The following is a 14,858-nucleotide window of genomic DNA, read 5'->3' as shown; positions in this document are numbered from 1 at the left end:
ATAATTTTTATAATGTCTGTAAGATTAAATCTTGACTTCTACATTGGCGGTATAACACCAATACAAAAATTAGCTCTCGCAACTTAACTCTCTACTCTCTGTTGCGATTAAAAATGGGAGGATTACACTCTAGGTATAAAATCAGGCACACTATTTATAGGACTACTAACAAGATAGCTTTCAAATTATTTTGTTAACAGTCCTAATTAACAACTAAAATAGGGGATCTTTATGACTGATAAAATAACAACACTCTTAGATTCAAATGAAGCACTAAATCTAAGTCTAGAGGGTGGTTATCTTAGTGATATAACTAAGGAAAAATAATTTAGGTGATGCAGATTTTATAACATCAGAAGAAAAATATGCTTTAGATCCGGACACAATCCTATCCATGACTCTAAGCGGTATATTTGGAGAAATAAGATCACAACCAGAAACAAATATTGTAAACTCCCCATTAGAACTAACATCAAAAGAAAAAAATACTTTGAATGTTGATAATAATGAAAATGCTTTAGATGCAGAAATAATCCTATCTATGACTCTAAGCGGTATAGATGACGAGGTAATATCAGCAGAAGAAAGTGCTTTAATTTCTCCAAGTGATGCAGATTCTACAGCCCTCACAGAACCAAAAAACGAAAATGCTTTAAGTGTTGATAATAATGAAAATGCTTTAAGTATTAATGTTGTTGTAGCATTTTGTTGGTGGGCAGTAAATTATATAATAGCATCAGTTGCAAATATTTGTAATTACCGCGAGAGTCCGTCACAGCAACAACAAGAAGAGCCGTTTGATATTGCAAAACTGTGGTTCAATGACCCTGTTATTTCAAGCATATGCAAATGGGAGGAGACACAGGGATGGTTGCGATTGGAGCGATGGGGACGATTGAGGCACACTAAAAAGTGATGCAACTAAGCATACTCTACTGACATTCGTAATTGTGAATGAGCGTAGGTATTATCTGCGTGGATACCAAATCGTCATTGCGAGGAGCGAAGCGACGCGGCAATCTCATGAAATAATAACAAGCTCCTGAGATTGCTTCGTCAATTGCTATGCAATTTCCGTAGCTCAGACAGAAAAAATATCAAACTATAATATTCACAATTTTACGAGGCACGAGAATAATCTTCTTCGACTCTTTCCCTTCTAAGAATTTTTGTACTTTTGGCAAATTGACGGTAATTTGCTTTATTTCATCTTCGCTTGCAGAAGTTTTAAACTCATAAGTATCACGGAGTTTGCCATTAACCTGCACTGCCATAACATATGTATCTAATTCTAACATTGATTCATCAAATGCTGGAAAGGCTGAATTATATAACCGCTCTTTATTCCCAAGCTTTTGCCAAATTTCTTCCGTAATATGCGGGATAAAAGGGTTTAGCAGCTGAACTAAAACATTAAAGCCGTATCTTACGGTTTTAACATCAACCACTTCTTTATTAAGCTCAGCAGATATAGCATTAGAAAGCTCACGCATACGTGCTATTGCTCTATTTAGGGCAAAATGCTTTATACCGTCTGCGACGTGCTTTATGGTAAAATGCACTAATCTATTAAGTTCTTTATTAAACTCACTATTCACATCATCTGTTAAAGAAGCTATCGCCTCAAACATATGCTTAAGCTTATTAATAAAACGTGAGCAGCCTTCAATACCGCTTGCCGACCATTCTAGATCTTTCTCAGGCGGACTATCGGACAGTACAAAAAACCTAATAGCATCAGCTCCATATTGCTCTTGCATCGTCTCAAGATCGATGAGATTCTTTTTAGACTTACTCATCTTTTCAATGCGTCCCTGCACTACTCTATTATTGCTTTCTTTATGAAAAAATTCATTACCTTTTTTAACTACTTCTTCAGGGTATAACCAATTATTATGTTCATCTTTATAAGTAGCATGCAGCACCATTCCTTGAGTAAATAGCCCTTTAAAAGGCTCACGAACGCTTACGTAATTCTGTTCGTTCATTACTTTTGTGAAAAACCTCGCATATAATAGATGCATTACTGCATGTTCTATACCGCCTATATATTTATCCACCGGTAGCCAATAATCACAAGCTTTTTTATCGGTCATCTCTGTAGCATTGCTATTGCAATATCTCGTAAAATACCAAGATGACTCGAAAAATGTATCAAAAGTATCGGTTTCACGAATAGCCGACTTATCGCATTTCGGACAATTAACATGTTTCCAACTAGGATGATGATCAAGCGGATTACCGTGACCGTCAAAACTAACATCATCAGGTAACGTAACGGGTAAGTTACTGCACGGTACGGGAACTATGCCGCAAGCTTCACAGTGAATCATAGGAATAGGACAACCCCAAAAGCGTTGACGAGAAATTCCCCAATCTTTTAGACGATAATTTACACTGCGTTTACCTATGCCTAGTTTCTCAAATTCATCGATTACTTTTTGTTTTGCTTCATTACTAGTTAAGCCGTTTAGAAAATCTGAGTTAACCAAAATTCCATCTTCCGTATAAGCGGTCTTTTGTACATCAATATCCGTTTCAATTACCTGCTTAATAGGCAAATTCATTTTAACAGCTAATTCATGGTCACGTTCGTCATGAGCAGGACAACCGAAAACAGCACCAGTACCGTAATCCATTAACACAAAATTCGTAATAATAACCGGTAAAACTATATTTGAATCGAAAGGATGAATGACATAAAGACCGGTAAAGACTCCCTCTTTTTCAGCCTTTTCTAGTTCGCTACTTCCTGTAATGTGCGAACATTTAGTTATAAAACTCAATATTTCAGGTGTCTTGGAAATTAATTTCTCTATTATCGGATGATTAAAGGCAATTCCTATAAAACCAGCGCCGAAAATAGTTTCAGGTTTGGTTGAGAATGCTTCTATAGTATTATCTTCATTATCCTTAATTTTGAAATGAAAGTTAGCACCTATCGATTTACCTATCCATTTCTCTTGCATAGAGCGAACGGCTTCAGGCCATTCTTTTAAATTCTGAATTTCATTTAATAACTCTTCAGCATAATCGGTGATTTTTAAGAACCATTGCTTTAAATAACGCTTCTCAACAATTGCACCTGAACGCCAACCACGCCCGTCTACAACTTGCTCATTTGCAAGAACGGTATTATCAACCAGATCCCAGTTAACAAGCGATTCTTTTTGATAAGCAAGATTTCTCTCATAAAGCTCTAAAAAGAATTTCTGCTCATGTTTATAATACTCTGGATCACAGCTATTTATCTCTCTAGTCCAATCATAAGAAAAGCCCATGGATTTTAGCTGCTTTTTCATATTTTCGATATTAGAATAAGTCCAATCTTTCGGATGAGAATTATTGTTTATTGCGGCATTTTCGGCAGGTAGCCCAAAAGCATCCCAGCCCATCGGATGAAGCACGTTAAAACCTTGCATAGTCATAAACCTTGCAATAACATCACCTATAGAATAGTTGCGTACGTGACCTACATGGATTTTGCCAGAAGGATAAGGCAACATTTCAAGTACGTAATATTTCGGCTTGCTACTCTCGTTTGATACCTCAAAAGCTTTCTCATCATGCCAAATTTGTTGCCATTTTTGATCTATTTGATTCATATTTTTTTATAATTTATATACTGCGTCGTCATAGGATTTGTTGCATGGATCAGTTGTCTCGTTATTGCGAGCTAGCATTTATGCTGGTGTGGCAATCTCAGGAGTTTTATGCTACTTCACGAGATTGCCACGTCGCTTCACTCCTCGCAATGACGGGTTTGGTAATACCTCTTCGCAATGACAGAGTCATTACCTAGCACTGTTAATGTACAAATCCCTAGCTTTTCTTAAAATTTTATCTTCAAGCGTGATAGCAAGATTTGAGGAGTTTTCATTAAGTACCCATTGTTTATTTTTAAGCATTTCTTCAAATACTTTCACTTCAATTGAATCAGGGCTTATTACATCGTCTTTGATAAATATATTAATTTTAAATCGAAAATTAGAATTAGAGCGTGGGCTATACCATTCCGTAATAATCACACCGCCGTTTGAGTCAGCTGATGCAAGAGGAGCAAAACTTATAGTCTCTAATGCTGCTTGCCAAAGATATTTATTAACTGAACCTCCTACAGCTTTAGTAGATTCGTTTTTTACCCTGCCCGGTCTAAAAACTAATCCTTCTTCACCTGCTATAGAACCTACTTCGTCCCATTTCTGCTCTCGTTCTGTTTTTGGATAATCATCCGCTAAGATACTAGTACTTATTGTACTAAGTATAATTACAAAAAATAATCCGATAATTTTTTTCATAACCAATATTTAATTAGGGTGCTTGAGGGAAATAATAGAGAAGCTTTGGCTATTAGTCAAAAATTATTTGAACTAATTATATGTCATTCTCACCGCCTTTTATGTCATTCCTATACCTCTCTATGTCATTCATAGCTAGAAGTGGGAATCTTTCGTTGTCATACTGCGACTTGTGAGCTAGATCCAGCTAAAAATACTAAAATTATTAATACTTTAAGCGTCTTTTTGGATCCCGTGGTCAAGCCTATAGTACCGGACAATTTTCACTTTATGTCATCCCTGCGAAAGCAGGGATCCATGCTAAAAAACCTTGATTTCAAAGATTTTTTTTATTAGATAATTTTTTTTCAAATAAAGCTTTTTTAAAGCTCGATTTATCTCGCTTTATTTTGGACTCCTGCTTTCGCAGGGATGACATAAAGTGAAAATTGTCCGGTACTATAGGCCGAGCCACGGGATGACAGAGTACAGATTTAATTATTTCTCAGAAATAAATTCAAAACGTGGAATATTTTTTCCATTTAATAAAACCTTTCCGTTAAACATTTCAAGCGGTCTTACCCAAAGCTGAAAATCGTCATATAATGCTTTATAAACTACTAATTCTTCCAAAGTTTCGGTATGTTTCGCGGTATCTATAACTTGGTATAATTTTCCTTTGCAATGCTTATATATTCCGGTTTTCATAAAACTTACACCTTAACAGGCATGACGACAAAAATATCTTTAGGATTCTCAGGAAATTTAATAAGTACCGGTGCTGAAACATCTGAAAAATATAGTTCTACTAAATCCGACTTCACGACTTTTAAGACATCTTCCAAATATTGCGGATTAAAGCCTATAGCTAAAGACTCATCACTATTATATTCATAAAAACTTTCCTTATCTTGTGAAGAATTAATAACCTCTTTTGCGTTACCTCTTGCTTCACCGATGGCACTAATCTCTAAGGTTTCACGAGATAAAGATAATTTTACCGCTCTAAATTTTTCAACGGTTATTATCGCTATCCTTTCTATACTATCTACAAATATTTTTCGATTAATTACTAATTTTGAACTGTTGCTTTCCGGAATAAAAGCACTATAATCAGGGAAAGTACCGTCTATAAGCTTTGATAGCATAATAGTATTTTCGTTACATATAAATTTGATCTTATTGCTACTTAATAAAATTTCTATATCTTCATTTATATTTTTAGGATCTTTAACTATTTTTAAAATTTCCTCTGCGCTTTTTTGTGGTAATATAACTCCAAAATTCTTTATTTGTTTTTCTAAGGTTACCCATGAAATTGAAAGCCTATGCCCATCGGTACTTGCCGAACAAAACTCTTTGTCTTTTATGTGTAAATAAACACCGTTTAAATTATAACGAGTTTCATCTAAAGAAATCGAAAATTTTGTCGATTCGATTATTTTAGCAAAATCCGTGCAGGAAATTTTAAAGCTTGCTTCAGGATTAATACTATCCATTGGAGGAAAAGAACTAACCGGCAAAGTAAATAAATTAAATTTACAATTTTGTCCTTTGATTTCAAGTCCCGTTGTACCGAGATCTGTTAATGTAAGCTCGGAATCCGGAAGTTTTCGGACTATATCATTTAGAGTTTTCGTAGAAACGGTAAGCTCACCTTCACTGACTACCTGCGCTGCTATTTTTTGACTTAAGTACAAATCCATATTAGTAGAACTAAGCTCTAGATTGCCGTCTTTTGCCGATAATTTAATGTTTGTATATTCAGGTATTACATTACGTTTTTCAACAACGGAACTTGCAAACCCTAGGGACTGAACTAACGTTTTTGTTTCAACTATTAATTTTAACATATTGTTATTCTCTTAATGTTCCTTGAAATTTTTGTTCAATAGCTGCAATTAAATCTTGGCTAAATAAATTTAAGTCAGCTTCAGTTAAAGTACGATCATCTGCTTGTAGCTCTATTTTAACCGCTATAGATTTTTTACCTACAGGTAATTTATCACCGCTATAAATATCAAATAATATAACTGATTTGACAAGCTTTTTATTAAAATTATTTATATATGATATTATTTCACCGACTCTATGATCTTGATCAACAATGAATGCGTAATCTCTAAAATTAGCTTGGAAATCCGATGCCGCAAATTCGTCTCTTTTACCGAATTTAGCTTTTATCAACGGCAAATTTGTAATATTTAGCTCGAATGCAAATATTTCCTGATTAATATCGTAATATTTCAAGATTTTAGGGTGTATCTGCCCAAAATGACCTAATAAATTTTTACCAAGCCCTATATTTACTGCTCTAGTTGGATGATAATATTGTGGCAATGCTGTCTCATTTGTTGCTATACATTTATCTATAGATAGTCCTGCATAATCCACTACCAGCTCTAAATCGCCTTTAAGATCAAAAATATCATAGCCTCGTCCAAGCGAATGAGGATTTTTATTATTATATGAACCGCTTATAATTGCCGTTAAATAAGTTGCTTCCGTATTTAAATCTATAAAGCTCGGTCCAACTTCAAAAAAAGCCATATCTTTTATAGAGCGTGCTAGATTTTTACTTACTATACTTAACAAATTTGGCAGTATAGTAGGACGCATATAATTGTCTCCTATGCTAATAGGATTAAGCAAAAATAACTCTTCTTTTAATTCAGCAAACAACTTTGCATCTTCACTACTCATAAAAGAGTTAGTTACTACCTCATCATAGCCTTTGCTTGCTAATATCCTTTTAAAACTAGATATTCTTTTATGCTCTCTTAGCTTATTATTATCTTGGTCTAGTTCGGGTAGTTTTATACTCTCTATTTTATCATAGCCGTAAATACGAGCGATTTCTTCAGCTATATCTTCTAAAATAGTTATATCATGACGCCAAGAGGGAGCTATTACCTTTATAATCTCACCTTTAACATCCGTAACAAATCCAAGTCTATTTAATATATCTTCTATCTCTTTGATACTTAATTTAATTCCCGTAATTTTTTCTAAATAGTATGCTGAAAAATCTAAAGGTTTTTTTTGAGGCTCTTTCTCACCGCATTTCACTACTTCCGATACTTCACCATTTCCGCATACTGACAAAATAAGATTAGTCGCTATGTCTAAAGCTTTTTCCGTAAAATTTCTATCGATATTACGCTCATTACGATATCTAGCATCCGTATCAATTTGAAATCTTCGCCCGCTCGCTGCAACCATTTTAGCATTAAAACATGCAGCTTCCAGTATTATATTAGTCGTACTATCAGTACAACTACTCTTAGCCCCGCCAATGACACCGGCAAGACCTTGGATACCGCTTTCATCTTTTATAGCTAAATCATTTTCGGTAAGTGAATATTCTTTGCCGTTTAGAGCGTGGAATTTGGCTACATCATTGCGAGATGGCATGGTCCGCGTGGATACCAAACCGTCATTGCGAGGCTGCAAAGCAGCTGCGGCAATCTCAGGACTTTTGCACGAGATTGCTTCGTCACTACGTTCCTCGTAATGGTGTGCTACACTAATTCCCCCTTTTATCCTATCCGCATCATAAGAATGCATCGGCTGCCCAAAGCTATAAGAAATATAATTTGTTACATCCACTAAGCTTGAAATAGTTTTTACCCCGACATTTTTTAATAATTTCCGTAACCAATCAGGGCTTGGTTTATTTTCTAAATTTCTTATTTCTCTAAAAGTAAATAAAGGGCAGGTTTCTTTGTCTTGCACGTTAAGCTTCATTTTAGAAGTAAATGTACTTTTTATTTCTGGGATTTCTAGCTCTCTAAGTATTCCTATTCCTTTAGCTGCTAAATCTCTCGCAATACCGTAAACTCCAAGTGCATCACCACGATTAGGAGTAACGTTAATAACAAATATAGGATCATCTAAACCGTAATATTTAGTAAAATTCTCTCCAACTACGGCATCTTCAGATAACTCTATAATCCCTTCAGACTCTGAAGCTAGCAGTAATTCCTCTTCAGAGCAAAGCATACCGCAGCTTTTTTCACCTCTAATAATAGATTCCTTAATTTTAAACTTACCGTTTGGTATTTCTATTCCGATATTTGCAAGTACTACTTTTATACCTGCTCTTGCATTACTCGCACCGCAAACTATTTGTCGTATACCGCTTTTAGTCTCAACATCACAAAGTTTTAACTTATCGGCTGACGGGTGAGGTTTAGTATTTGTAATATATGCTACTTCAAACTTTTGTAGCTCTGCCGCTTTATCTATTACCTCTTCTACTTCAAGACCAATAGCTGTTAGGGCTTCGGAAATTTCAATAACTGTGCTAGAAGTCTCTAAAAATTGTTTTAACCATGATAACGTAAATTTCATTTCGTAAGCCCTCCTGCTAAATTCGGTATATCAAAGCTCCCAAAATTATAATGTTTAAGCCAACGCATATCTCCTTCAAAAAATTGTCTTAAATCTTTGATATTATATTTTAGCATTGCAAAACGCTCTACCCCAAGCCCAAAAGCAAAACCTTGATACTCGCTACTATCGATACCGACATTTTTAAGCACGTTTGGATGAACCATCCCACAACCGAGTACCTCAAGCCATTTATCGTTTTTATTCATCCGAATATCAACTTCGGCAGAAGGTTCGGTAAATGGGAAAAAGCTGGGTCTAAAACGTAATTCAATATTAGAATTTTCAAAAAAGCTTTTTATAAATTCCGTGATAACATATTGTAAATGCCCCATATTGATATTTTTATCAATAACAAGTCCTTCTATTTGGTGAAACATCGGCGTATGCGTCATATCCGAATCTGATCTATAAGTCCTACCAGGCGCTATAAACCTAAAAGGTGGTTTGCCGTTTTGCATAGCTCTAATCTGCACTGTTGAGGTATGAGTACGTAATAACAGCGGTTTATTGTTTTCTTGACCTTTCAAATAAAAAGTATCATGCATTTGCCTTGCGGGATGGTCATCTTCAAAATTGAGAGCAGTAAAATTATGGAAATCATTCTCGATATTCGGTCCGTTTTCTATAATAAAACCGAACTGCGAAAATACTTGTATTAACTCCTCACTACATTGTGTTATTGGATGAATAGAACCTTGCTTATATCTCCTTGCTGGGATTGTTAAATCAATTTTATCGGCAGCAAGTTTTAAATTTAGTTCCTGCTCCTCTAAAATTTCTTCTTTTGCTTTTATTATATTCTGTATTTTATCTTTTAATTTATTGATTTTTAAGCCAAATTCTTTACGTTCCTGTTCATTTAAACTACCTAATTTTTTAAGCTCACCTGTCACTATACCGTTTTTACCTAAAAATTCTACTTTATATTCTTGTAGTTCTTTTAAGTTTTGTACTAATAAGATTTTTTCCTCAGTAAGCCTTAATATTGCGTCTATATTTTCCATGATGTTTTTTTTGTTTTATGTTAACACTGTCATCCCGTGGCTTGTCCACGGGATCCAGTAATAAAAAATACAGCTATAAAAAGCTCGATTTATCTCGCGTTATGCTGGATCCCGCGGACAAGCCACGGGATGACACAGAGGACGTTTTTTGATCGATGCGGCAATCTCAGGAATTAGTATTATTTCATGAGATTGCCACGTCGCCTACGGCTCCTCGTAAGGACGAGGTGGTTAAATCAACATACACTTCATATTATTCCCCTCTATTCCCACCAACTTCGCTTTAAATATCTGCCCTACTTCTAAAGGTTTGTCTAGCTTTACCGGAATAAAATTTTCGGTATGGGCGATATTATTATTCTCTACCAATAACTCTACTTTCTGACCTATATGCTTTTTAAAGAACTCAGATAGCTGATTCTGCCCCTCTTGTCTTAGAATTTCGGTTCTTTCTTTCCTTATAGCTTTCGGTACTTGCGGCATACGTGCTGCAGGCGTTCCTTCTCTTTCCGAATAAGGAAAAACATGCAGATATTGCAGCTCCGCTTCTGTAATTAGTTTCCTGGTATTTTCAAACATTTCAGGAGTTTCAGTCGGGAAACCAGCTATAATATCCGCACCAAACGATACTTCCGGTCTTATTGCTCGTAGCTTTCGACAAAACTCTATTACGTTTGCTCTATTATGTCGTCTTTTCATACGTTTTAATATCATATCATCGCCTGCTTGCAAGCTAATATGAAAATGCGGCATTATCCTCTCACTATAAGCTATAAGCTCAAACAGTTCATCATCTATTTCTGCAACATCTATTGAAGATAAACGAAGCCTTTTTAGTTCAGGTACTAAATTTAAAACTCGTTTAATCATTTGTGCAAATGTTGGACTTCCGGGTAAATCTGAACCGTAAGCCGTAACGTCAACACCGGTAAAAACTACTTCTTTAAAGCCGTTTAGTACTAAACGTTTTACCTGCTCTGCTATAGCTCCTATCGGTACTGATCTACTTTTACCTCTACCGTAAGGGATAATGCAGAAAGTACAAAAATGATCACAACCGTTTTGTACCTGAATAAAAGCACGAGATTTACCGTCAAAGCTACTTACTAAATGACCTGCCGTCTCTTTCACCGACATTATATCGTTAACTGCTATTTTTTCATCCGTAATTTGGTAATAGTTAGGCAATAACTTCTCTTCATTACCTATAACCTTATCAACTTCCGGCATATTACCGTACATTTGTGGACTTGTTTGAGCGCTACAACCGGTAACGATAATTTTTAAATCAGGTTTATTTTTTTTAGCCTTGCGGATAGCTTGTCTTGCTTGTTTCTCAGCTGTTTTAGTTACTGCACAAGTATTGAATATTGTCACATTATCGATACCCGATAATTCCAAATTTTTTCGTATTATCTCACTTTCGTAAATATTAAGTCTACAGCCGAATGTTACTACTTCTTGTCTTAAATTATTGCTCACAATAATATTCCCCGCGTGCTACAAGCGTAGCTGCTCCTTGCATTATTATATTACCGTTTTCTTCTTTCATAGTAAGGCTGCCATGCTTAAATACTACCATACTCGGTGAATGGATAAAACCAAGCTTTAAACCGGCAGCAAAGCTACCGCAAGCCCCGCTTCCGCAAGCAAGAGTTAATCCTGCCCCTCGCTCCCAAACAGATAAATAGATTTTATTATCTTTTACTTCAGCAAAATTAACGTTTACCCCATCTGCGAATAATTCCTTAGCCTGTAATTTTTCACCAACAATTTTTTGATCTTGAGATTCTAACTTACTAAAAATAACCAAATGCGGATTACCTATATCAACACAAATAGTTTCCTTTAAATCAATCATATAACGCTCTGCGAGTTCCCAAATTTTATCACGGCTTGGCATCCAGGCTTCATTAAAACTAACCTTTCCTACATTAACGCTAATATTATTTTCATTCTCCACATTACATAGCAATTTTTTATTGCCTACCATTACAGTAATATCTTTCTTTCCCGTATCAAGATAAATTAACTTGGCTAAACATCTTGTAGCATTACCGCATAATTTAGCACTAGAGCCATCTATATTATATATAATCATCTCATAAAAATCATCATGCTCTTCATAAATAATAAACTGATCACAACCTATACCAATATGACGATCAGCCATATTTTTTGCTAACTGCGATAAACCGTATGAACTTAATAAATCTCGTTTGTTAACAACAACAAAATCATTACCGAGACCATGCATTTTTACAAAATTAATTTTACTAATCATAATGTTTTATATATTAGGAAATTGTATTATAGCAAATTTCTTGGAATTTGCTATAATGAAGTGATGATATATAAAAATATAGATTATTATGCTAATTTCACGTTTCTTAGACCCTAAAAATAACTACGCATTTTTAAAAATTTTCGACACGGAAAAAAAACAAGGATATACTTATTCATTTTCTAAATGATATTTTAGGTTATGCGGAAAAAGAAGTAATTACCGAAGTTACTTTTTTAAAAACTAACCAAGATCCTGATATTGCAGCTTATAGACAATCTATAGTAGATGTATTGCGCAAAGATAAACACGGTACTCAATTCATCGTAGAGATGCAAGTAAGTAAACATCCGGGCCTTGAGAAAAGAGATCAACTTTATGCGGCAAAAGCCTATTCAAGGCAAAGACTCAAAGAGGATGAGAATCATAAAAAAATGGCAGTATACGCAAAACTTCGAGGAGTAATATTCCTAGCTATTGCCGATTTTATTTTATTTCCCGATAAAAAAGATTGGAGATCAAATCATAGGCTTCTTGATACCAAGACTTACGAGAACGACTTACAAGATTTTTATTTTATTTTTTTAGAGCTTGAGAAATTTAATAAAGAATTAGATCAATTAGAGAGTCTTCAAGAAAAATGGGCATATTTCTTTAAACATGCACATGAAAGCTCTTTAGAAGAAATGGAGCATTTGATAGGTGAAGACCCAATAATTAAAAAAGCTTTTTATGCTTTGGATCAAGCTAGCTGGTCTGAAGAAGGGTTAAATACTTATGAAAAAATGATAAAAACCGAAATGGATAATTCAGCCGTAGAAGAACAAAAAATTATGGAAGCTGAAGCTAAAGGAGAGGCAAGAGGAGAGGCCGAAGGAGAAGCTAGACAAAAAATTTCTATGGCCAAAAAAAATGTTAGCAAAAAATAGACATTTAGATGAAATTATGGAATTTACCGATTTAACAGAAGAAGAAATCGAAAAGTTAAAGTAATGAAGATACTTAATATTATGCTAAGTCGTGATCTTGGCGGAATTCAACAAGCATTTTTAGATTATAATGCAGCTCTTGAAATGCAAAAAATTGAGGTTATAAATATCACTTCTTACAAAGCAAAAATAAATTCCTTTCTACTCCCCATACGATGTCATTCCCGCGAAGGCGGGAATCCAGTAAAGCATATAAATTTTTTCACTAAATTAAAATTATTTTTTTTGGATTCTAGCTACAGCAGGAATGACATCGGTAGAAACTTCAAACTACTTAACTTAAGCCCTTTTGACTTAATCTCAATTCTTATTCTTAAATACATAATCTACAAAATTAAACCCGATATAATTATAGCACACGGTAATAGAGCAATAAATTTTAGTAAATTTGCTAAATCACAAAATATAAAATTAATCGGTATCGCTCATAATTATAGTTTAAAAGGGCTACGTAAATGTGATTTTGTTATTGCTCTAACAAATCATATGAAAGAATACTTGATGAAAAATAACTTTGCCGAGCCTAGGATATTTATTCTGCCGAACATGATAAATATTACTAAAGATGTTGTTTCAAATAAAACATATAGAAAACCTATTGTAATCGGAGTACTCGCAAGATTTGTAGCTAAGAAAGGTGTTGATGTTTTTATTAAAGCTATAAAGATTTTGAAAGATAAACAATATAATATTCAAGTAGTTATAGGTGGAAGTGGAGAAGAACGAGATAATTTAACTGCTTTAGTACATAAACTTAATTTACAAGATCAAATATTATTTACGGGATGGGTTAACAATAGAGATAAATTCTTTAAACAGATTGATATTTTTTGTTTACCATCTCTTCATGAACCGTTTGGCATCATAGTACTTGAAGCAATGGAAGCAAGTGTGCCTATAGTTAGTACGGATACTGAAGGACCTGCAGAAATTCTAACATATCTACAAGACGGGCTTATTTGTAAAGCTGACTCGGTGGAAGATTTAGCAGAAAAAATTGCCTATCTAATAGATAACCCCTTAAAAGCAGAAGAATTTTCTAAAAACGCTCACCTTACCCTCAAACAAAATTATGATATTAAGGTTGTTTCTAAAAAATTAGCAACATTATTATACAATATAAAAATAGTTAGTTGAAAAAATAATAGAGTATATTGACATAACAGTTTAAAGATTCATAATTAATATTAAGTAATATTAATTTATTTTAATGAATCTACTAAATAATCGTCATTGCGAGCGACCAAAGGTGGCGTGGCAATCTAGAAAAATAATAAAAATTCTGTAAATCAGAATTTTTTACTGGATTGCTTCGCCAATTGCTATGCAATTTCTTCGCAATGACAAATAAAACATTCCACACAAACAAGCTAATTTCATTAATTTTTATATTCCTCCTATGTAATTGTAGTGCTAAACAAAATAATACTATACCGAGTCTCTCATTACCTACTAGTTGGAATAATTATTCTCTAGAACACAACAATAATACACCCTCCAAATGGTGGCTACAGTTTAACGATCCGGTGTTAAATAACCTAATCGAAGAATCTTTAACTGGTAACTCTGATATTGAGCTGGCAATGAGTAATGTGCTAGCAGCAAAAGCACAGCTTAATCTTGTTAATTCTTATAGATTCCCGCAAATCAATTTACAAGGCGGAGCAAATCGAACAAAAAATAGCAAAGAAACAAAAGCACCGAATGAGCCGAAATTCTCTAATAATTTTGGACTTGCAAGCGTGCTTAATTACGAACTAGACTTATGAGGAGCGGCCGCAAATGCTAGCGGGTCAGCTAAAAAAACTTTCCTTGCAAGCGGGTATAGCAAGAAAGTGGTACGTTTATCGGTTATAAGTTGTAGAAGTCAAGATTTAAACTTACAGACATTATAAAAATTATATCTGAA

11 protein-coding genes and 1 pseudogene are annotated in these 14,858 nt (G+C 34.3%); 4 read left to right on the top strand and 8 right to left on the bottom strand.

Annotation, left to right across the window (positions count from 1 at the left end; all coding sequences use genetic code 11):
* Nucleotides 1–394: 394 nt before the first annotated feature.
* A complete protein-coding gene (locus KYQ89_RS07150) occupies nucleotides 395–916 on the top strand; it encodes a hypothetical protein (protein ID WP_218461014.1) in 522 nt (173 codons plus the stop codon).
* Nucleotides 917–1,097: 181 nt separating this feature from the next.
* Here KYQ89_RS07150 and leuS read toward each other — a convergent pair whose 3' ends face one another.
* From leuS to dapF, 8 genes are all read right to left on the bottom strand, one after another.
* Complete coding sequence (gene leuS / locus KYQ89_RS07145; RefSeq protein WP_218461013.1) at nucleotides 1,098–3,605, bottom strand: leucine--tRNA ligase; 2,508 nt, start codon at nucleotides 3,603–3,605, stop codon at nucleotides 1,098–1,100.
* A gap of 189 nt (nucleotides 3,606–3,794) precedes the next feature.
* A complete protein-coding gene (locus KYQ89_RS07140) occupies nucleotides 3,795–4,298 on the bottom strand; it encodes a DUF3576 domain-containing protein (RefSeq protein WP_218461012.1) in 504 nt (167 codons plus the stop codon).
* 477 nt (nucleotides 4,299–4,775) lie between these two features.
* Nucleotides 4,776–4,985: a DUF1653 domain-containing protein gene (locus tag KYQ89_RS07135; protein ID WP_218461011.1), complete on the bottom strand. Its 210-nt coding sequence runs from the start codon at nucleotides 4,983–4,985 to the stop codon at nucleotides 4,776–4,778.
* Between the two features lie 5 nt (nucleotides 4,986–4,990).
* Nucleotides 4,991–6,130 (bottom strand): DNA polymerase III subunit beta, encoded by a 1,140-nt coding sequence (gene dnaN / locus KYQ89_RS07130; protein WP_218461010.1) that lies wholly within the window; start codon nucleotides 6,128–6,130, stop codon nucleotides 4,991–4,993.
* A 4-nt stretch (nucleotides 6,131–6,134) separates the two neighbouring features.
* Entirely contained in the window at nucleotides 6,135–8,630 is a 2,496-nt protein-coding gene (pheT, locus tag KYQ89_RS07125) for a phenylalanine--tRNA ligase subunit beta (RefSeq protein ID WP_218461009.1), read from the bottom strand.
* Nucleotides 8,627–9,676 carry a phenylalanine--tRNA ligase subunit alpha gene (gene pheS / locus KYQ89_RS07120; RefSeq protein ID WP_218461008.1) on the bottom strand — a complete coding sequence of 350 codons (1,050 nt, stop codon included), beginning with the start codon at nucleotides 9,674–9,676 and terminating at the stop codon, nucleotides 8,627–8,629. Before pheS ends, pheT begins: the two co-directional genes overlap by 4 nt.
* Before the next feature lie 231 nt (nucleotides 9,677–9,907).
* A complete protein-coding gene (mtaB, locus tag KYQ89_RS07110) occupies nucleotides 9,908–11,158 on the bottom strand; it encodes a tRNA (N(6)-L-threonylcarbamoyladenosine(37)-C(2))-methylthiotransferase MtaB (protein WP_218461007.1) in 1,251 nt (416 codons plus the stop codon).
* Nucleotides 11,148–11,960 carry a diaminopimelate epimerase gene (dapF, locus tag KYQ89_RS07105; protein ID WP_218461006.1) on the bottom strand — a complete coding sequence of 271 codons (813 nt, stop codon included), beginning with the start codon at nucleotides 11,958–11,960 and terminating at the stop codon, nucleotides 11,148–11,150. Before dapF ends, mtaB begins: the two co-directional genes overlap by 11 nt.
* A gap of 167 nt (nucleotides 11,961–12,127) precedes the next feature.
* Between dapF and KYQ89_RS07100 the strand changes: the two are divergent.
* The 3 genes and pseudogenes from KYQ89_RS07100 (at nucleotide 12,128) to KYQ89_RS08085 (ending at nucleotide 14,718) form a co-directional block, all read left to right on the top strand.
* Nucleotides 12,128–12,953: pseudogene (locus KYQ89_RS07100) on the top strand (Rpn family recombination-promoting nuclease/putative transposase).
* A complete protein-coding gene (locus KYQ89_RS07095) occupies nucleotides 12,953–14,086 on the top strand; it encodes a glycosyltransferase family 4 protein (protein WP_256621611.1) in 1,134 nt (377 codons plus the stop codon). The pseudogene KYQ89_RS07100 and the gene KYQ89_RS07095 overlap by 1 nt, the downstream one beginning before the upstream one ends.
* Before the next feature lie 203 nt (nucleotides 14,087–14,289).
* Complete coding sequence (locus KYQ89_RS08085; protein ID WP_256621610.1) at nucleotides 14,290–14,718, top strand: TolC family protein; 429 nt, start codon at nucleotides 14,290–14,292, stop codon at nucleotides 14,716–14,718.
* Nucleotides 14,719–14,858 lie beyond the last annotated feature (140 nt).

The organism is Rickettsia sp. TH2014 (assembly GCF_019249195.1).
Lineage (GTDB): Bacteria > Pseudomonadota > Alphaproteobacteria > Rickettsiales > Rickettsiaceae > Rickettsia > Rickettsia felis.
Note: the sequence above shows the minus strand (reverse complement) of the source record. Positions and strands in the feature narration are given on the sequence as shown.